This window comes from Nocardia sp. SSK8 (assembly GCF_037034205.1).
GTDB lineage: Bacteria > Actinomycetota > Actinomycetes > Mycobacteriales > Mycobacteriaceae > Nocardia.
Map to the genome: position 1 here is coordinate 39331 of NZ_JBAGKD010000014.1, position 21241 is coordinate 60571.

General features: G+C 71.9%; 4 protein-coding genes. 1 reads left to right on the forward strand and 3 read right to left on the reverse strand.

The features are described from left to right. Positions 1 to 134: 134 nt before the first annotated feature. The gene (locus WA675_RS23120; RefSeq protein ID WP_336087016.1) at positions 135 to 1646 is read left to right on the forward strand and encodes an aldehyde dehydrogenase family protein; all 1512 of its coding nucleotides are present in this window, start codon (positions 135 to 137) and stop codon (positions 1644 to 1646) included. Positions 1647 to 1655: 9 nt separating this feature from the next. On the opposite strand, the gene WA675_RS23125 is transcribed toward WA675_RS23120, so the two are convergent. From WA675_RS23125 to WA675_RS23135, 3 genes are all read right to left on the reverse strand, one after another. Beyond that, positions 1656 to 2891, reverse strand: coding sequence for a TetR/AcrR family transcriptional regulator (locus WA675_RS23125; RefSeq protein ID WP_336087018.1), 1236 nt, complete (start codon positions 2889 to 2891; stop codon positions 1656 to 1658). A 172-nt stretch (positions 2892 to 3063) separates the two neighbouring features. Then, positions 3064 to 4086, reverse strand: a complete 1023-nt coding sequence (locus tag WA675_RS23130; RefSeq protein WP_336087207.1) for an alpha/beta hydrolase — start codon at positions 4084 to 4086, stop codon at positions 3064 to 3066. 172 nt (positions 4087 to 4258) lie between these two features. After that, entirely contained in the window at positions 4259 to 21202 is a 16944-nt protein-coding gene (locus tag WA675_RS23135; protein WP_336087020.1) for an amino acid adenylation domain-containing protein, read from the reverse strand. Positions 21203 to 21241: the final 39 nt, after the last annotated feature.

The following is a 21241-nucleotide window of genomic DNA, read 5'->3' on the forward strand; positions in this document are numbered from 1 at the left end:
CTCACGAGGGCAGTGCAAGGGCAGTGCGGCGACCTTGTCGGGCCGCTCGGACGGCCATACGCTGACCTTCGGGGAAACACTCGTCTCACCGGTCCGTTCCGACGGGCGTGTTCGATCTGCCGTGAGAGGTGACAATGATCGAGTCAGCACCGGCGGGCGCCGCCGCGCCCGCGAGCCGAACCGACGTGCTGACGTCGTACGACCCGCGCACCGGCGAACAGCTCACGCAGTATTCCGTGCACAGCACCGCCGAGGTCACCCGCGCCGTGCGCACCGCGCGCGCCACCCAGAACTGGTGGGCCGAACTGGATTTCGCGGGCCGCAGACGGCTGCTGCTGAAGTGGCGCCGTCATATCGCCCGCAACGCGGGCGCCCTGGTGGAGGTACTGCGCAGCGAGACCGGCAAGCCGGAGGCCGACGCCGCACTCGAGGTGATGCTGGCGGTGGAGAACCTGGACTGGGCCGCCCGCAATGCCGAGCGCACGCTGGGCCGCAAGCGGCTGGCCTCGGGCTGGTTCACCCGTAATCAGCACGCCTCGGTCGGCTATCTGCCGCTGGGCGTGGTCGGGGTGCTCGGCGCCTGGAACAACCCGGTCTTCACGCCGATGGGCGCCATCGCCTACGCCATGGCCGCGGGCAACTCCGTGGTGTTCAAACCGCACGAGCTCACCACCGGCGTGGGCGTGTGGCTGGCCGAGAGCTGGGCGACCATCGCCCCCGACCAGCCGGTGCTGCAAGCCGTCACCGGTGACCAGCGCACCGCGACGGCACTGTGCCGGGCCGAAGTCGACAAGATCGCCTACGCCGGTCCGGAGGCGGGCGGGCGCGAGGTGATCGCCCAGTGCGCGCGCACCCTCACGCCGGTGGTGGTGGAACACAGCGGCAAGGGCAGCATGATCGTGCACGTCGACGCGGTGCTCGACGCGGCGGCCGAGGCGGCGGTCTTCGGTGCCATGGCCAACGCGGGCCAGAACGCCACCGGCATCCAGCGCTGTTATGTGGCGGATTCGGTCTTCGACGATTTCCTGGCCCGGGTGGCCGAGCGCGCGGCCCGGCTGCGGCCCGGCGCCGACAATCGCGCCGCCTACGGCCCGATGATCAACGGCGCCCAGGTCGACGTGGTGCGCAGGCAGGTCCGCGACGCCATCGCCCGGGGCGGGCACGCGGTACTCGGCGGGCTGGAGTCCTTCCGCGAGCCGTATGTGGAGCCGATCGTGCTGGCCGAGGTGCCCGAGGAGAGCATCGCCATCACCGGCGAGGGCATCGGCCCGGTCCTGGTGGTCAACCGGGTCGCCGACCTGGCCGACGCGGTGACCAGGGTGAACGCGGCGGGCAACGGCATCGCCGTCACGGTGTTCACCCTCGATATCGCCAGCGCCGAATTCATCGCCGAGCAGCTGAGAGTCGGGGTGGTGACGGTGAATTCGTCCACCGCCTTCACCGGCATCCCGGCCCTGCCCTTCGGCGGCGTCGGTGAGTACGGCCAGGGCCACAGCCACGGCCAGCAGGGTCTCTACGAGTACAGCCGCACCATGGCCATCGCCCGCAGGCGGTATCGCGCGCCGCTGCGGCTGTCCACCTTCGACCGCCACCCGCGCCATCTGCGCACCGCCAAGGCGTTCTTCCGGTTACGGCACGGCCGCTGAGACTCCGGCTCAGTCCTGATCGGTGGGGTTGCCGATCAGGACTGCGCCGGTCAGCGCGGCCATCCGGGCCAGCTGTTCGGGCCGGGCGTCGAAGCGCAGCAGCCTGCCGACGTCGATGATCTGCCCGATCGCGGCGTGCACCCGGAAGCGCGCCTCGATCGGATCACCGTCGAGCAGATTGGCCCATTCCAGGACGTTCTGACGCTGGATCGCGCGCAACCGGTGCTGTTCGGCCTGCGGCAGATTGCTGAACTCCGCGTAATACACCGGCATGATCTCCGGGGTCGCGAAGGTGAGCCGGGCGTAGCGGTCGGCGATGAGGCGGGCGGCGTCGGCGCGGGTCTCGGATTCGGCCAGCGCCTCGCCGATGGCGACGGCGAGCCGGTCGCCGGTGCGGTGAAAGGCGGCGGCGAGCAGGTCGGCCTTGCTGTCGAAGTGCCGGTAGACGCTGGAGGCGTTGATGCCGACGGCGGCGCCGATCTCCTCGATGCCGGACTCGTGGTAGCCGTTGCGGCCGAAGATCCGGATCGCCTCGGTGAGCAGCTGTTCACGTTTCGAGGTCACCGGCAGGCCGCGGTTCTGCCGGTCCGGTTCGGGCGCGGCGGGCGCGGGCGGCAGCTCGGCGCGCACGATCGACCAGGCCATATCGAGTTGCAGGGCGAGCATGCGCGAGTGCGCGAGGGTGGTGCGGTGCGCGGCGATACTGGCCAGCGCGCTCAGCGCGCCGACAGCGAGCAGGGTGACGTCCTCGGGGCTCGCCTCGGGGCGCAGCGCGGCGATGGGCGCGGCGACCATGGCCTCGAGTTCGCGGTAGAAGGCGCGGATGCGGACCCGGTCCTCGCGCTCGAGGTAGCGGCGTTCCCAGCGGTAGAGTCCGGCCTCGCGCCGCAGGTCGATGTTCTGTTCGGCGACGGCGGTGAGCAGCGCGTCGAGCCTGGCCTCGGGCGGCAGGGCGGGGTCGTCGGCGGCGGCCGCGCCGTCGCGCAGACCGCGCGCGCCCGCCTCCGCGGCGGCCACCAGCAGCGCGTATTTGTTGGCGAAATGGCGGTACAGGGCGGGTCCGGAGATGCCGACCTCGGCGGCGATCTCGTCCACCCCGACCGGGTAGTAGCCGCGGGCGCTGAACGCGCGCGCGGCGGCCCGCATGATCTGCAACTTGCGATCCTTGGGCCTGCGGCGCACGACCTTCGCCGGTGCGGTGGTCGGCTCGCAGGCGCGTTCGGCCTCACTGCGATCGGCGACCATGCACTCACTTTCCGTTCCGCGTACCGGGGTCATCGACTACTCGGGCGCCGCCGGGAAGCAGCGCCGGACCCAGTCAACCTAAGTTAACCACAATTCGCAAACGGCGAGAGGCAGGTCGGCCAAACGAAAACCGCCCCGCCGATGGGCGGGGCGGTTCGTCGAGCGTGCGGGCCTACAGGCCCAGGCCGCGGGCCAGGGTCGGCCAGGACAGCTTCAGCTCGTCCTTCCAGTAGCCCCAGGAGTGGGTGCCGTTGGGACGGAAGTTGAAGGTGGCCGGGATGCCGAGCTCGTTGAGCCGGTTGGCCAGGTTGTGCGTGCAGTAGTTGGTGCCCGCCTCGATGACACCACCGATGACGATCTGGTTGGCCAGGCCGTAGGCACCGGGCAGCGCGTACGGACCGTCGAGGGTGTCGTACGGGCCGGGCAGGCCGTTGCCGGTGGAGATGTAGAGATCGAGCCCGCGCAGCCCCTCGGCGTTGACGTACGGGTCGTTCTTCACCCACTCCTCGGAGCCCTGCGGACCCCACATGTTCATGGTGTCGCCGCCGCCCCAGGTCTCGACCGTGAGCTTCACGAACTCCGAGCCGACCGGGTCGGAGGTCTGCGCGCACCCGCTGTAGGCCGCGGCGGCCTGGTACAGGCCGGGCTTGGCGATCGGCAGCGCGAGCACGGTGGTGCCCGAGGTGGACAGCCCGGCGATGGCGTTCACGCCGTTGGTGCCCAGCGCGCCGTCGACCAGCGGGGGCAGCTCCTCGGTGAAGAAGGTCTTCCACTTGTTGCGGCCAACGACCGGGTCGTCGGCGATCCAGTCGGTGTAGTAGCTCCACGCGCCACCGATGGGCTGGATGACATTGACGTTCTTGTCGCCGAGGAATTCGAGCGCGTCGGTCTTGGCGACCCAGGACGCCGAGTCCTCGCCGCCCCCGGCACCGTTGAGCAGGTACAGGGTGGGCCGCGGGACCGAGGCGTCGGCCGGGCGCTGCACGTCGACGATGATGTTCTGGTCCATGGCCGCGGAGTACACGTGCAACCGCAGGCTGCGCGAATCCTTGACCTCGGCCTTGACGATCTTGGAACCGTCCGGGGCGACCGGGTTGGCCAGCAGGCTCTGGGAATCGATGATCGGGTCAGCCGAGGCGGGACTCGCGCCGAGACCGGACATCAGTCCGGCGGCCACTGCGGTTGCCGCGATCATCGCCGCGGCGCGGGAGCCACGACGCCGGGTCTGCCGACGCATCAATTTCGCACCTTCGCTTCGTCTCGAATTCTGTTTACTGCGTGCCCAAGATACGGGTTATGCATTCGATACAACAGTGGTAACCACGACAACAGTGCGGTCACATCTTGCCTCACCGGCCACAGTGCTGTCACCGGGACCCGGACTCCCGGTCCCCGGCGTCGAGCAACTCGGCCAAGCGCGGACCGATCTCGGCCAGCGCCTGGGGCGAGGTCATCTGATCATGCACCACCGCGACCGGCCGATCGCGGATCTCGCCGTCGACATACGGGGCCCAATTCCCGGCCGCCGCCTCGTGACCCAGCGCGCTGAAGTACTCGAGCCTGCCCCGGAACACCGCGGGCCGGTGTTCGGCGATCAGTTCCGCCGAGCGCACCGCGCTGCGATAGATCCGGCGCACCCGTTCCGGGGTCAGCACGGCCATATTGGCCGGGATGATCGCGTGCAGGGCGGCGAGCGCGTCCTCGCTGAGCTCACGCACCCCCGAGACGGGCAGCGCCGCGCTGATGTCGACGCCCAGTTCGGCGAGCGCGTCGCGGACCGCGGTGTGGAAATCGGGCACGTCGATGTCCGGGTGCGAGTCGAGCATGGCCAGCAGCGAGACCCGCTCCCCCGACGCCTGCAGCTCGGTGGCCATCGCGTGCGCGAGCACACCGCCCAGCGACCAGCCCATGAGCCGGTAGGGCCCGTGCGGCTGTTCGGCGCGGATCTCGGCGACGTAGCGCCGCGCCATCTCGGCCAGCGTGCCGGGCAGGTAGCCCGCCTCGCTCAGGGCCGGTGACTGCAGGCCGAAGATCGGACGCCGGGACGGGATGTACTGGGCGAGTCCGGCATAGCACCAGGACAGCCCGTACATCGGGTGCACGCAGAACAGCGGCCCGCCCGCCTCGGTGCCGTGCGGCACCCGGTTGCGGATGGGCAGCAGCACGCCGAGGGCGTCGTCGGATTCCTGGTCGTAGTCGCCGGAGCCCGCCTGGGTGGCGTCGATCCGATCGGCCAGGGCGGCCACGGTGGCGTCGGTGAAGAACCACTGCACCCGCACGTCGGCGCCCACCCGGGTGCGCAGCCTGCTGATGGCCTTGGTGGCGATCAGCGAGTTGCCGCCCAGTTCGAAGAAGTCGTCGTCGAGGCCGACCTTGCCCGCGCCGAGCACCTCGGCGTAGACCTCGGCGACCGCGCGCTGCAACGGCGTGGTCGGCGGGCGGTAGGGCCGGGTGGTGAAGGCGGGCACCGGCAGTGCCTTGCGGTCGAGCTTGCCACTGGCATTGAGCGGCAACGACTTCAGCACCAGCAGCGTGGCCGGAACCATGTAGGCGGGCAGCGCGGCCCTGGCGTGCGCGAGGACCGCGGCCTCGTCGAGCGTGGCGGTGGGATCGATGGCGTAGCCCGCGGGCTTGCCTGCCGGTGCGGGCTCCGCCGGAACCGGCACCACGTACCCCACCAGCCGGTCCCCGGTCGGCCCGTGGACCAGCGCGACGGCGGCGTGCCGCACGGCCGGATGATCGCGCAGCACCGCCTCGACCTCGCCGAGCTCGATCCGCTGCCCGCGCAGCTTCACCTGGAAGTCGCTGCGGCCCAGGTACTCCAGCTCGCCCCCGGCCCAGCGGACCATGTCACCGGTGCGGTACACCCGCCCGCCACCCGGCAGGGCGACGAACCGTTCGGCGGTCAGCGCCGGAGCACTCAGATACCCGCGCGCGAGCTGCACACCTTCCAGATACAGCTCCCCCGCTGTGCCGGGCGGCACCGGACGCAGCTGCCGGTCGAGCACGTGTACGCGGGTGTTGGCGACCGGCGCGCCGATCGGCACACTCACGCCCGCGACCCGTCCCACGTCGGCGGCGGTGACCACGGTGGCCTCGGCGGGACCGTACCAGTTGATCAGGTCCACACCCGACAGCACCTGGGCGAACCGGTGCGCGGTCGAGGTCGACAGTGCCTCACCGGCGGCGAACACCCGGCGCAGGGCGGGCAGTTCGACGCCACCCTCGTCGGCCAGGAACGCGTCGAGCATGGATGGCACGAAATGCACGGTGGTGACCTTCTGTTCGGCCATCACCCGGGCGAGATACGCGGGATCACGATGCCCGTCGGGTTCCGCGATGACCACAGTGGCACCGGTCTGCAACGGCCACAACAGTTCCCACGTGGAGATGTCGAAGGTCACCGGCGTCTTGTGGAGCACCACGTCACCGGGGCCGTGCGGGTACGTACGCTGCGCCCAGCGGAACTGGTTGACCAGCTGCCGATGGGTGAGCATGACACCCTTGGGCCTGCCGGTGGACCCGGAGGTGTGGATGACGTAAGCCAGATTGTCCGGCTGTGCCGCCGCGAACGCACCGTTCACGGAAGCGGCCGCGCGGGTACCGAATCCAGCCCCCGAAGCCGACCCGCCGACCTCGGTGCCACTACCCGGCGCACCGGGTACCCCACCGGCCGGGCCGGGAGTGCCGAACGGCGCACCGGCCCCGGCTACTTCGGACGCCGCCGCACCAGCGACCCGGTCCGCGCCGATGGTGTCGATGGCGACGACCGGAACTGCCCCACCGGTGCTGAACCCGGTTGTGGCAGTGGTCAATACGCACACCGGCTGGGCCGAGGCCAGCACCCGTTCGGTGCGTTCGGCGGGGTGATCCGGGTCGACCGGAACGTAGGCCGCGCCGGTGCGCAGGACGGCGTAGATGGCGGTGACGAGGTCGATCCCCCGCCGCATGGCGACGGCGACCAGCGCCTCCGGTCCGGCTCCGCGCGTCCGGAGTTCGGCGGCGAGTGCCCGTGCCCTGGCGTCGAATTCGGCGTAGGTGTAGGTCTTCTCGCCGTCGATCAGCGCGGTCGCGTGTGGCGTGCGGGCCACCTGTGCGTCGAACAGGGTCAGCAGTGTCGACTCGTCGAGCAGTTCCGGCGCGTCGGTGGCATTGACCGAAGCCAGGGTCGCGCGCTCCTCCGCCAGCAGCACGTCGATATCGGCCAGGCGGGCCTGCGGGTCGGCGGTGAACCGGGCCAGCAGCATCGAAAGTCGTTGCGCCAGCGCGGTAGCGGTGTCGGCGGCGAAGACATCGCGCAGGTACTTCACCGAGACCCGCAGCTGACCGCCGGACACCACCTGCACGGTCAGCGGGTAGTGGGTGCCGTTGGCGGCGTCCATGCCGGTGACCGTGGCCGAGCCGGTGGCGGCCTGGGCCAGGGCGGCCCGGTCGACGGGGAAGGACTCGAAGACCACCAGCGAGTCGAACAGCGCTTCGATGCCCGCGATCTCCTGGATCTCGCCGAGGCCCAGGTAGTGGTGGTCGAACAGGGCGGCCTGGTCGTCCTGGAGGGCGCGCAGCAGTTCGGCCACGGTATCGCCGGGTCGCACCCGCACCCGCACCGGGATGGCGTTGAGGAACAGCCCGACCATGCGCTCGACGCCGTCGAGGGCGGCGGGCCGGCCGGAGACGGTGGCGCCGAAGACCACGTCGTCGCGGTCGACCAGCCGGGCGATGAGCAGCCCCCACGCCGCCTGCACCACGGTATTGACCGTGACGCCGAGCCCGGCCGCCAGCGCGGCGAGCGCGGTGGTGTCGGCCGGGGTGAGCGCGAAGCCGGTTTCGCCGGTGCCGGTGGCGATTTCGCGGCCCTGGTCCACCGGGGCGAGCGGGGTGGGTTCGGCCAGGCCGGTGAGCGCGGTGCGCCAGGCCTGGCGGGCGGCGTCGAGATCCTGTCCGGCCAGCCAGGTCAGGTAGTCGCGGTACGGCGCGACCTTGGGCAGGCGCCTGCTGCGGCCGCCGACGGCGTAGGCGGTGAGCAGTTCCTGCAGCAGCAGCGGGGTGGACCAGCCGTCGATCAGGATGTGGTGGCTGGTCACCAGCAGGTGCGCGCCCGCGGGGGTGCGAGCCAGGGTGAAGCGCAGCAGCGGCGCGGTGGCCATGTCGAAGTGCGTGGCCAGGTCGGCATCGCGGAGGCGCTGGTAGGCGTCCTCGTCGGCGTCGACGACCCGCCACGGCACCGGGACCTCGTCGAGCACGATCTGTAGCGGGGTGCCCGCCGCGTCGGTGGCGAAGGCCACGCGCAGGTTGTCGTGCCGGTCGAGCACGGCCTGGGCGGCCTCGTGCAGCCGGTCGGCGTCCACGGCCGGGTCGAGATCGAGGACGAACTGGGTGATGTAGGGGTCGACCGAGTTCTCCGCGAGCAGCGCGTGGAAGAGCATGCCGGATTGCAGCGGCGTCACCGGCCACACATCGCTCAGGCGCGGGTACCGCCGGACCAGGCGGCCGAGTTCGGTCTGTCCGAGCGTGACCAGCGGGAAGTCCGAGGGCGTGAATCCGCCCGCGCCGGGCCGCAATCCGTGTTCGGCGAGGCCGCCGAGCGCGCGGATCCAGTGTTCGGCGAAGGTCTTCACCGCGTCGGCGGTGAGCACGGTGGTGGCGTAGTCGAAGCGGGCGACCATGCCGTCGGCGGTGGCGTCGACGGTGAGGACGAGCGCCAGGTCGTCGGCGGCCAGGTCGGTGTGCACGGTGGCCGGGCGCAGGTCGCGGAAGCGCACCGCGAACCGGCCGCGGTCGAGGGCGCGCACGCTGTCGGCGGCCTCGATATCGAGGTAGCGCAGCAGCCCGAAACCGGCGCCGTGGGCGGGGACCGTGCGGCGCAGTTCCTTGATCTGGGCCAGCGCGGCACCCGCGGCCGGACCGCCGACCAGGGCGTCGGCGATATCGATGCCGTCCAGGCGCAGCGGCAGCGGGAAGTCGGTGGTGAAGCCGCCGACGACGTTCTCCGCGTCGGCCCGGCCGAGCAGGCGTTGGTCGGCCCGCAGCCGGGCGACGCCGCCCAGCACCCGGACCGCGGGGGTGTCGGCGGCGGTGTGCAGGGCCAGCGCGGCGGCGGTGATCAGCACTTCGTCGACGGTGGCGCGGTAGGCGTCGGCGACCCCGCTCACGGCGGCGGACCCTTCGCCGGTGATGGTGAGCGAGACGCGGTTGCGCTGCCGCAGGTCCGCCGGTTCGTCGGCCCTGGACCGGATCACCCGGTGCCAGTACTCGCGTTCGGCGCGGGCGGCGACGGTGGACGGGTAGTCGGCGAGCCGGTGGATCAGATCGCCCAGCCCGGCGTCGGGTGCGCCCGGCGCGGCGTGGCGGCCCCGGCTCCAGGCCGAGGTCAGCTGGTCGATCACGGTGCGCCACGAATTCTCGTCCAGCACCAGCGCGTTGGCGACGACCACCAGCGTGGCCGGGCCGTCACCGACGCCCGTGAGTACGAAGTGGATATTGCGGCCCTCGTCCGGGTCGAGCGCGGCGGCGGCCGCGGCCACCACATCGTCGACAGGCAGCGTGGACTCGCCGTCCTCGGCGTCGAGCCTGCGGAAGGCCTCGCCGATGCGTTCCTCGGCGGGCGGAATCCGCAGCGCGGGGGTGTCACCGGTGCGATCCAGCAGCGCCCACAGCATCGGGTGCTGGTTCATGACGGCGGCCGCGGCCTCGGCGACGGCCTGATCCGGGCACTCGGCGGGCACGGTGAGCAGCACCGCGCGCGGTTCCACGGCCCGCTCCCCCGCCTCGATCAGCTGGGCGGCGGTGGCGGTGAGCGGCAGCGCGGCCCGCAGGACGCCCGCTCCGGACGACAGTTCGGCGCGCTCGGCGAGGGCGCCGACGGTGCGCGCGTCGAAAAGGTCGCGCGGCCGCAGCGCCACCCCGGCGGCCCCGGCCCGCGAGACCACCTGAATGGCGGTGATGCTGTCGCCGCCGAGGGCGAAGAAGTCGTCGTCGAGGCCGACCCGCTCATGTCCGAGCACCTCGCCGATCACCCGCGCGACGGCCCGCTCGGCCGGGGTGCGCGGCGGCCGGTGTTCGCTCCGGGCCACGATCGGGTCGGGCAGTGCCCGCCGATCCAGCTTGCCCACCGGGGTCAGCGGCAGTTCGTCGAGCACGATGATCGCGGCGGGAACCATGTAGTCCGGCAGCACCTGCGCGGCCAGCGCGGTCAGCTCAGCCGGAAGATCCTCCCGCACACCGCCTTCCGCCAGCACATAGGACACCAGCATGGTCGACCCGGACCCATTGTCCCGGCCGATCGTGGTCGCCCACGCGACACCCGGCGCGGCGGCCAGCACCGCGTCGATCTCGCCGAGCTCGATCCGCAGGCCACGAATCTTCACCTGGAAGTCGTTGCGGCCCACGAACTCCAGCACGTCACCCCGGCGCCGGACGAGGTCACCGGTGCGATAGAGACGAGCGGCAACACCGGTGGTGGCCACCGCGTACGGGTCGGCGATGAAGCGGGCGGCGGTCAGGGACGGGCGCTCGTGGTAGCCGCGGGCCAGCTGGATGCCGCCCAGGTAGAGCTCGCCCGTAACGCCCTCGGGGACTGGGCGCAGGCGGGCGTCGAGGACCAGGGCGCGCACGCCGCGGATCGGGCCGCCCATGTGGACCGGCTCGCCGGGGCGCAGCGGGTCGCTGATGGCGGTCATGATGGTGGTCTCGGTGGGGCCGTAGCCATTGTGGAAGTGCCGCTGCGGCACGGTGTTCCAGCGAGCGGCCAGGTCGGCGGGGACGTGTTCGCCACCGACGACGAGCGAGCGCAGACCGGGCACACCCTCGGGGTCGAGGGTGGACAGCACGGTCGGGGTGAGGAAGGCGTGCGTGACGCCCTCGGACCGGATCAGTTCGGCCAGTTCGGTGCCACCCACCGATCCGGCGGGCGCGATCACCAGGGTGCCCGCGCCGCCGAGAGCGAGCAGCAGCTCGAGCATGGAGGCGTCGAAGGACGGCGAGGCGAAAGCCAGGGCACGCGAATCGGGACCGAGCTGGTAGCGCTGCTTCTGCTCGGCGCAGAAGTTCGCCAGTCCGGCGTGGGTGACCACGACGCCCTTGGGCAGCCCGGTCGAGCCGGAGGTGTAGATCATGTACGCGGCCTGGGCCGTGTGCGGTGTGCCGCGCAGTTCGATCTCGCGCAGCGGGATGCCGGGGAATCCGGCGATCTCGGCGGTGAACGCGCGCTCGTCGAGCGCCACCCAGCCGGTGTCGCCCGCCAGCGGCGGCAGGTCGGCGAGTTCGGCGGTGAGCGTGATGCCGAACAGCGCACCGGAATCGGCCACCATGTGGCTGATCCGCTCGGCGGGATAACCCGGATCGATCGGCACGATCACCGCGCCGGTGCGCGCGATGGCCCACACGGCCAGCACCGCTTCGGCCGAGCGCCGGATGGCCACGGCCACCGCGACTTCCGGTCCAGCGCCCCGGGCGAGCAGGCCGCGGGCGAGCTGATTCGCGGCGGCGTCGAGGTCCTTGTACGGGTAGCCGCGACCGTCGGCGCGCAGGGCCGGGCCGGTGGGGTTGGCGCGGACGGCGGCGTCGAGGAGTTCGGCAAGGGTGCGCGGCGGTTCGGCGGCGGGTCCGGCGAAGCTGGTCTGCCGGGCGATCTCGGTGGCGTCGAGCAGCTCGATATCGCCGACCGCGAGATCGGGGTCGGCGACCAGTCCGCCGAGCAGGCGCTGGAACCGCACCGCGAGGGACTGCACGGTCTCGGCGTCGAACAGGTCTGTTGCGTAGGCGAATTCGGCCTGGATGCCGCCGTTCTCGGGGAACTCGCGCAGGGTGAGCAACAGGTCGAATTTGGCTTCGGCGGTGCGGGCGTCGAGCGCGCTCACCGCGAGCCCGGGCAGTTCGACCGCAACCGGGGCGAGGTTCTCGAACGACAGCGCCACCTGGAACAGCGGATGCCTGCCCGCCGAGCGCGCGGGCTGGACCGCGTCCACGACCCGCTCGAACGGCACATCGGCGTGCGCGAAGGCCCGCAGATCGGTCTCGCGGGTCTGGGTGAGCAGCTCGGTGAACGGCCTGCCCTCATCGACGTGATTGCGCAGCACCAGCGTGTTGACGAACATGCCGACCAGGTCGTCGAGTTCCCTGGCCCCACGCCCGGCGATAGGCGTGCCGATGGCGACGTCATCGGTATCGGCGAGCCGGGCCAGCAGCACCGCGAGCGCCGCCTGCACCACCATGAACACGGTGACACCCTGCGCCCGAGCGAGTTTCGCCATCTCCGCGTGCAGCCCGGCATCGATCGCGAACTCACTGGTGGCGCCCGCGAAGGACTGCACCGGCGGCCGCGGCCGATCGGTGGGCAGCGCGATCTCCTCGGGCAACCCCGCCAGTTCGGTGGTCCAGTAGGCCAGCTGTTCAGCGGCCACCGACGACGGATCGTCCTCCGCCCCCAGTGAATCCCGCTGCCACACCGCGTAATCCGCGTACTGCAAGGGCAGTGGCACCCACGCGGGCTCCGCACCGGCGGTCCGCGCGGTGTAGGCGAGCACGAGGTCGCGGGTCAGCGGCCCCATCGAGAAACCATCTGCCGCGATGTGATGCGCGACGAACACCAGCACGTACTCGTAGTCCCCACCGGCGGACCGCGCGTCAGCGTCCAAGTCCGCGGACCGCGCGCCCGCCTGGGGGGCTGAGCCGTCCGACGGTGGTGTCCGCGTAACTGCTCCGGTGCTCCCCCGGCCCTCTGGCGACGGACCACCGTCGTGCCCGATCACCCGGAGCAGCCGCATCCGCACCGGCGGCGCGGCCGTCACATCGAACCCGACCCCGACAATGTCCCGGATCACGTCCGCGAGCTCGCCGGGCATGACCACCACGGGCGTCAGATCAAGCGGCACCGCCCCCGGCGCCAGCACCTCCTGGACCGGGCCGTCACCGACCTCGGGGTACCGCGTGCGCAGCACCTCGTGCCGGGCGAACAGATCACCAACGGCCAGGTTCAGGGCCGCGAGGTCCAGATCGCCGGTCAGGCGGATGGCGGCGGGGATGTTGTAGACCGTGGCCGCGGGGTCGAGGCGGTTGAGCAGCCACATGCGGTGCTGGGCCAGGGACAGCGGCACACGATCCGGACGGGGGCCCGCGACCGGGGGTAGCGCGGCCAGGGCGTCGGCGCGGTGGACGCGCAGGGCCAGGTCGGCGACGGTGGGAGCCTCGAAGAGGAGGCGGACGCCGACCGCGCGGTCGAGGGCGGTGCCGATGCGGGCGGCGGCGCGGGTGGCGAGCAGGGAGTTGCCGCCGAGGGCGAAGAAGTCGTCGTCGGCGCCGACGGTGTCGAGTTCGAGGATCTCGCCGTAGACCCCGGCGATCAGCTGTTCGGTGGGGGTGGCGGGGGCGCGGAAGGTGGCCGCCTCGAAAACCGGGGCGGGCAGCGCATTCCGGTCGAGTTTGCCGTTGACGGTCAGCGGCAGCGCGTCGAGCACCACGAACGCCTCGGGCACCAGATACGCGGGCAGCGCGTCTCGCAGCGCCGACTTCACCTGCGCCACATCGAGTTCGGCGCCGACCAGATAGGCGACCAGCCGATCGCCGAAGTGCGCGTCGGTACGGGCCAGCACGGCGGCCTGATCGACGGCGGGCAGCGCCAGCAGCGCGGCCTCGATCTCGCCCGGCTCCACCCGGAATCCGCGCACCTTCACCTGGAAGTCGGTGCGGCCGAAGTAGATCAGTGCACCGTCGCGGGTGCGGGCCACGAGGTCACCGGTGCGGTACATCCGCGCACCGGGCTCGAACGGATCGGCGACGAACCGCTCGGCCGTGAGCGCGGCCTTGCGCAGATAGCCCCGCGCCAGCTGCACACCACCGAGATACAGCTCGCCCCGGACACCCGGCGGTACCGGCCGCAACCGCTCGTCGAGCACGTGCACCCGGCTGTTCCATTCGGGCGTGCCGATGGGCACGGTCACCACGTCGGCGGCGGTGACCCGGTGATCGGTGATCGAGACGGCCGCCTCGGTGGGGCCGTACAGATTGTCGATCCTGGTGCCGGGCAGCGCGTTCAGCAGCCGCTGGGCCAGCACGGCGGGCAGCGCCTCACCGATGGCGAGGATCCGCGACAGCGGGCGCGGGGTGGTCTCCCAGTACCCGGCCAGCGCGTCGAGCAGCGAGGGCACGGCGGTCAGCGTGGTGACGCCGGTGTCGGCGATGAGCGCGTCCAGGTATCCGGGATCGCGATGCCCGTCCGGCGCGGCCAGCACCAGCGTGCCACCGCACACTGCCGCCGACCAGAACTCCCATACAGACAGGTCGAAGGTGGCGGGTGTCTTCAGCAGGAACACATCGGACGCGTCGGTCCCGAATTCGCCACGCAGCCACTGGACCTGGTTGACGACGGCACCGTGCGAGACCGCCACACCCTTGGGCCGCCCGGTCGACCCGGAGGTGAAGATGACATACGCCGTGTTCTCCGGCCGCAGCGGCGCGCGCCGGTCGGCGTCGGTGATCGGTCCGGGATCGTGCGAGCCGATCACCGGATGATCCACATGCACCACCGGTGCGACTTCGGTCCGGAAACCATTGGTGAGCACACAGATCGGTGCCGCCGTACCGAGAATGTAGTCGGTGCGCTCGGCGGGCTGATCCGGATCGATCGGCACATACGCGCCCCCGGCCCTGGCCACCGCGTACATGGCGACCACCAGCTCGACCGACCGCGACAGCGCCAGCGCCACCAGTGATTCCGGCCCGACTCCCAGCGAGATGAGATGCCGTGCCAGCCGGTTGACCCGCGCGTCGAACTCGGCGTAGGTGAGTTCGAGGCGCCCCTGCGGCAGATCGGCGACCAGCGCCACCGCCGTGGGACGAGCATCCAGCGGCAGATCCGCCAGCGTGCCACCAGGCACCGCGAGATCCGCCGCACCGCTGACGATTTCGCTCGCCAGCTCGTCCGGAGTCCGCAGCTCTACGGCGCCGACGACCACCGACGGCTCACGCACCACCGCGTCGAGCAGCAGCGTCAACCGGTCGGCGAAGGCCGTGACGGTCGCGGCGTCGAACAGCTCGGTGGCGTAGGTGAAGAAGCCCTCGATGCCGGTCGGGGTGCCGTCGGCGGCGTAGCCGTCGCCGACGATCAGGTGCAGGTCGAACTGCGAGACCGCCAGCTCCGCCTCGACGGGCGCGATCCGCAGCCCGGGCAGTTCCAGCGCGGCCCGGTCGACATTCTGGAACGACAGCCCCACCTGGAACAGCGGGTGCCGCGCGGTCGAGCGCGGCGGGTCCAGGACCTCCACCAGCCGCTCGAACGACACATCGGCGGCGGCGAACGCGGCCAGATCGCGGGCCCGCTGGGCGGCGACCAGTTCGGTGAAGCTCGCGCCACCGTCGTAGCTGGTACGCAGCACGACGGTATTGACGAACATGCCGATCAGCTCGTCGAGCTCACGCTCCCCGCGCCCGGCGACCGGCGTGCCAACGGCCACCTCGGTGGCCCCGGCCAGCCGGGCCAGCAGCACGGCGAAGGCGGTGTGCAACACCATGAATACCGTCGCGCCGCTCTCGCGGGCGATCCCGGCCAGCCCGGCGTGGGTGTCGGCGTCGATCCGCACCGGCACCCGGGCACCGGCCAGCGAGGCGACGGCCGGACGCGGCCGGTCGGCGGGCAGTTCCAGCAGGTCCGGCAGCCCGGCCAGTTCCGCGCGCCAGAACGTGATCTGCTGGGCGGCAACGGATTCGGTGTCGTCCTCGGTGCCGAGCCGGTCGAGCTGCCAGAGCGCGTAGTCGGCGTATTGCACGGGCAGCGCGGCCCAGTCGGGGGCGCGCCCGGCGGCGCGGGCGAGGTAGGCGGTGGTCACATCGCGCACCAGCGGCGGCATGGAGGACGCGTCGGCGGCGATGTGGTGCACCACCACCGCGAGTACGTACTCGGTGGGCGCGTCGGGGTCGGGCTCGGTGATGTCGAGCAGCCGCACCCGCAGCGGGACCTCGGTGGTCACATCGAAGGCGGTGGCCGCGAGCACGCCGACCTGTTCGACCAGCTCGGCGACATCACCGCGATGGGCCTTGACATCCAGGTCGACGGCCTCGACGGGCAGCACCTGCTGGATCGGGCCGTGATCGGTCTCGGGGTAGATGGTGCGCAGCACCTCGTGGCGGGCCAGCACATCGCGCAGGGCCGCGCCGAGCGCGTCCACGTCGAGACGGCCGGTCAGGCGCAGCGCGAAGGGCAGGTTGTAGGCCGCGGCCCCGTCCCCGCCCATGCCCTGGTCGAAGCGGTTGAGGAACCACATGCGCCGCTGGGCCGGTGAGAGCGGCAGCTCGGCGGGCCGGTCGAGGGTGCCGAGGCCGCTGGTGACGACCGGTTCGGCGTCGATATCGAGGACGGCGGCCAGCGCGGCCACGGTCGGGTTCTCGAACAGGGTGCGTACCGCGATCCGGCCGCCGGTGGCGGCGCCGAGCCGGGCGATCAGGCGGGTGGCGACCAGCGAGTTGCCGCCGAGGGCGAAGAAGTCGTCGTCGGCACCGATCTCGGTGCGGCCGAGTACGGCGCCGAACTGCTCGGCGACCAGCTGTTCGGCGGCGGTCGCGGGTGCCCGGAAGGCCCGCGCGCGGAAGTGCGGCGCGGGCAACGCCTTCCGGTCGAGCTTGCCGCTGGCATTGAGCGGCAGCGCGTCGAGCACGGTGATCGAGGCCGGAACCATATAGGCGGGCAGTGTTTTCGCCACCACGGCTTGCAGCCGGTCGGCCTCTGCGGCATGGCCGGGCGTGGGCACGACATAGGCGACGAGCTGATCACCCAGCTCGGTCGCGGCGACCAGCGCGGCCGCCTGGTTGACCGATTCGTGGGCCAGCAGCGCGGTTTCGATCTCGCCGAGCTCGATCCGCTGCCCACGGAACTTCACCTGGAAGTCGATGCGACCCAGGTAGTCCAGCCGGTGCGGCGCGGTGGCGGTGGGCTCGCGCCACACCACCAGATCGCCGGTGCGGTAGAGCCGTTCACCGGTGCCGAACGGATCGGCGACGAAACGATCGGCGGTGAGACCCGGGCGCGCGACGTAGCCGCGCGCGAGCTGATCGCCCGCGAGATAGAGCTCGCCCGCGATCCCCGGCGGCACCGGTCGCAACCGCGAATCCAGCACGTAGACGCGAGTATTCCACTGCGGCAGGCCGATCGGCACCGAGCGCTGTCCCGCGCGGGCGGGCCAGTAGGTCACCGAGACGGCGGCCTCGGTGGGCCCGTAGAGATTGTGCAACCGCGCCGAGCCGACGGCGGCCATGGCGTCGACGGTCTCCGGCGGCAGCGCCTCGCCGATCACGAACACCTCGCGCAGCGAACCGAGGCTGCCGGGGGTCACCTGGGCGGCGAACACCGTCAGCATGGAGGGCACGAAATCGGTGACGGTCACGTTGTGCCGCCCGATCAGCTCGATCAGGTAGGCCGGGTCGCGATGCCCGTCCGGGGTGGCCAGCACCAGCGTGGCGCCGACCCGCAACGGCATGAAATAGCCCCACAGCGATACGTCGAAGGTGGTGGCGGTCTTCTGGAGGTACACGTCACCCAGCACCAGCGGGTATTTGGCGAGCATCCACACCAGCTGGTTGTGGATGGCGCCGTGGGTGACGGCCACGCCCTTGGGCTTGCCGGTCGAGCCGGAGGTGAAGATGACGTAGGCGGGGTTCTCGGGGCGCAGCGGGGCGCGGAGTTCCGCCGGGCGCACCGCGTCGGTCGGCACCGCGCGGGTGTCGAGTTCGTCGAGCAGTAGCAGTTCGATGTCGGCGGGTACGGCGATGGCGTCGGCGCGGGTGCTCAGCACCGCGGCGGGCCGGGCGGTGTCGAGGATGTAGGCCAGGCGCTCGGCCGGGTGGTCCGGGTCCAGCGGCACGTACGCGCCACCGGCGGTGAGCACCGCGTACATGCCGATCACCAGCTCCGGCGAACGCCGGATGGCCAGGCCGACCAGCGCCTCCGGGCCGACACCCGCGCCGATGAGCAGCCGGGCCAGCGCGTTGACCCGCTCGTCGAACTGCCGGTACGACAGCTCGACACCCTCGTAGACCAGCGCGGTCGCCTCGGGGTACGCCTTGACCGCCCGGCGGTACGCGTCGAGCAGCAGTTCCGGGGCGACCGGGTGGGCGGTGCCGTTCCAGGCCGTGAGGGTGAGTTCGCGCTCGCGCTCGGTGATCAGGCCGATCTCGGCGATGGCGGCATCGGGGGCCGCGGCCACCGCGCCGAGCAGGTGGGTGAAGCGGGCCGCCATCGTGGCGATGGTGTCGGGATCGAACAGATCGGTGGCGTAGGTGAAGGCCGCGGCCATCGGCTCGGTCGGGTCGCTGCCCGGCACGATGGTGAGCTGGAGGTCGAAACGCGCGACGGTGCCGCCGAATTCGACCGCGGTGGCGTCCAGGCCGGGCAGCCGCAGGTTCGGCAGGTCGAGGTTCTGGAAGAACAGCGCCACCTGGAACAGCGGGTGGTGGGCCTGCGAGCGGACCGGGTCGAGCAGTTCGACCAGCCGCTCGAAGGGCAGGTCGGCGTGGGCGAAGGCGGCCAGGTCGGCCTGCTTGGTGGCGCGCAGCAGTTCGGCGAAGCTGGTCCGCTGGTCGATCTGCGAGCGCAGCACCAGGGTGTTGACGAACATGCCGATCAGGTCGTCGAGTTCGCGGGCGCCGCGCCCAGCGACCGGGGTGCCGATGGCGATGTCGTCGGCGTGCGCGATCCGGCTCAGCAGCACCGCGAAGGCGGCGTGCACCACCATGAACTCCGACGCGCCGCTGCGCTGGGCCAGCGCGGCCAGGGCCGTGTGCACCTCGGCCGGGATCTGGAAGCTGTACTCTGCGCCGCGGCCGGAGAACACCGGCGGGCGCGGGCGGTCGGTGGGTAGGTCGATGCGGTCGGGCAGTCCGGCCAGCGCCGCGCGCCAGTAGGTGATCTGGGCGGTGGCGAGCGAATCGGGATCGTCCTCGGCGCCGAGCAGTTCCCGATGCCACAGCGTGTAGTCGGCGTACTGCACCGGCAGCGGCTGTTCCCTGGGCCGGGAGCGGTTGCGGCGCGCGAGGTAGGCGCCGAGCAGATCACGCAGCAGCGGGGCGATCGAGGCGCCGTCGGCGGTGATGTGGTGCAGGGCGATGGCGAGGACGTGATCGCGCGGACCGAGCTGGGCCAGCGCCACCCGCAGCGGCACCCCGGCCGCCACATCGAAGCCGGTGGCCGCGAATTCGCCCAGCCAGAGCGGCAATTCGTCCTCGGTGAGCGAATCGACCAGCACATCGGGCACGGCGTCCTCGATCGGCAGCACCACCTGGTGCCCGACCCCGTCAACCGCCGGATACCAGGTGCGCAGTGATTCGTGCCGCCGCACCAGGTCCGACAGGGCGGTGTGCAGGGCGCGCGCGTCGAACGGTCCGGCCAGGCGCAGCGCGAACGGGATGGTCTCAGCGGTGGAGGCCGGGTCGAACTGATTGAGGAACCACATCCGCTGCTGCGCGGGCGAGAGCGGGATGAGCTCGGGACGCTCGCGCGGGGTCGGCGCGGCGTGCCCACCGGCGCCCTCGAGCGGTTCCAGCAGCGCGGCCAGTCCGGCGACGGTGGGGCTTTCGAAGACATGACCGGCGGGCACCCGCGCGGACAGCTCGGCGCCGAGGCGCGCGGCCGCCTGGGTGGCCAGCAGCGAGTTGCCGCCGAGGGCGAAGAAATCGTCGTCGGCGCCGACCGGCTGTTCCGGGGTCAGCAGCTCGGTGAAGACGTGCGCGACCAGTTCCTCCATCGCCCCCGAGGGCGCGCGGAACTCGGTGGCGCGCAACGACGGCGCGGGCAGGGCGGCGCGATCGAGCTTGCCGACCGGGGTCAGCGGGATGACGTCGAGTTCGGTGATCGCGGTCGGCACCATATGCGCGGGCAACCCGGCCTTGGCGTGCGCGAGCAGCTCGTCCGGGTCGATCCGGGCACCCGGGGTGGCGTGCACGTAGGCGGCGAGAATCGTGGTGCCGTTGTCGAGTTCGTGCCCGACGGTCACCGCGAAGTCGACGCTGTCGTGCGCGGTGAGCACCGTGTCGATCTCGCCGAGCTCGATCCGGAAACCGCGCACCTTCACCTGGAAGTCGTTGCGGCCCACGAACTCCACCGCGCCGTCGGGGCGGCGGCGCACGAGATCACCCGTGCGGTACATCCGGCTACCAGCCGTGTCGAACGGGTCGGTGACGAAGCGGGCGGCGGTCAGCGCGGGCTGGTGGTAGTAGCCGCGGGCCAGGCCGTTGCCCGCGATGTAGAGCTCGCCGACCATGCCGTCGGGCACGCGGCCCAGCCGCTCGTCGAGCACGTATTCGGTGACCCCGCGCAGCGGCGCGCCGAAGTTCATGGTGTCGCCGACCAGCAGCGGTGCGCTGATATTGGTGACGATGGTGGTCTCGGTCGGGCCGTAGCAGTCGTGGAAGCGGCGGGTGCCGGTGGCCCAGCGCCGGATCAGGTCCGGCGGACACGCCTCGCCGCCGGTGGTGACCACCGCGAGCTCGTCGAGCCCGGCCGGATCGAGCCCGGCCAGCGCGGCGGTGGTGATGAACATGTGCGTCACCGACTCGCGGCGCAGCACCTCGGCCAGCTCGGGACCACCGAGAATGCCCGCGGGCACGATCACCATGGTGGCCGCGGCACCGACCGCCATCAGCAGTTCCAGGACCGCGCCGTCGAACGAGGGCGAGGCGAAATGCAGAGTGCGCGAGGTGGGTTCGATGACGTACTGCGCGCGCTGCTCGGCGCTGTACCCGGCCAGCCCGGCGTGGGTCACCGCGACACCCTTGGGCAGACCGGTGGAGCCGGAGGTGTACACCACGTAGGCGGGGTGGGTCAGGCGCAGCGGGCGCACCCGGTCGGCGAAGGTCACCGGGTCGCCGGACTGCTCCTCGACGGCGCGGCGCACGGCCGGGTCGTCCAGGCACAGCCAGTCCACCGCGGCGGGCAGGCGGTCCAGGTCGGCGGTGCTCGACAGCCCGGCCACCGCACCGGAATCGGCGAGCATGTGCTCGACGCGGGCGCGCGGATAGTTCGGGTCCACCGGCAGGAAGGCCGCGCCTGCCTTGGTGATCGCCCACATGGCCAGCACCGAGGCGGGTGAGCGCGGCAACCCGACGGCGACCACGTCCTCGGGACCGATGCCGCGCGCGATGAGCAGCCGGGCCAGCCGGTTGGCGCGCTCGTCGAGTTCGGCGTAGGTCCAGCGCACCGGCGCGGACACACCGTCGTCCCAGGTCAGCGCGAGGCCGCCCGGGTTGGATTCCACCGCGACGGACAGCAGTTGCGGCAGCGACTTTCCGCGCTGCCGGGCACGGGCACCGGACGCCCGAGACGCCCGGGTCACGCCAGTTCCCTCCGATCGAGGGTGAGGACTAGCCGCTGC

What these genes read in the sequence shown, in the direction of transcription:
- WA675_RS23120 (WP_336087016.1), top strand. Translation starts at nt 135, where the DNA reads ATGATCGAGTCAGCACCGGCGGGCGCCGCCGCGCCCGCGAGCCGAACC.
- WA675_RS23125 (WP_336087018.1), bottom strand. Translation starts at nt 2,891, where the DNA reads ATGGTCGCCGATCGCAGTGAGGCCGAACGCGCCTGCGAGCCGACCACC.
- WA675_RS23130 (WP_336087207.1), bottom strand. Translation starts at nt 4,086, where the DNA reads ATGATCGCGGCAACCGCAGTGGCCGCCGGACTGATGTCCGGTCTCGGC.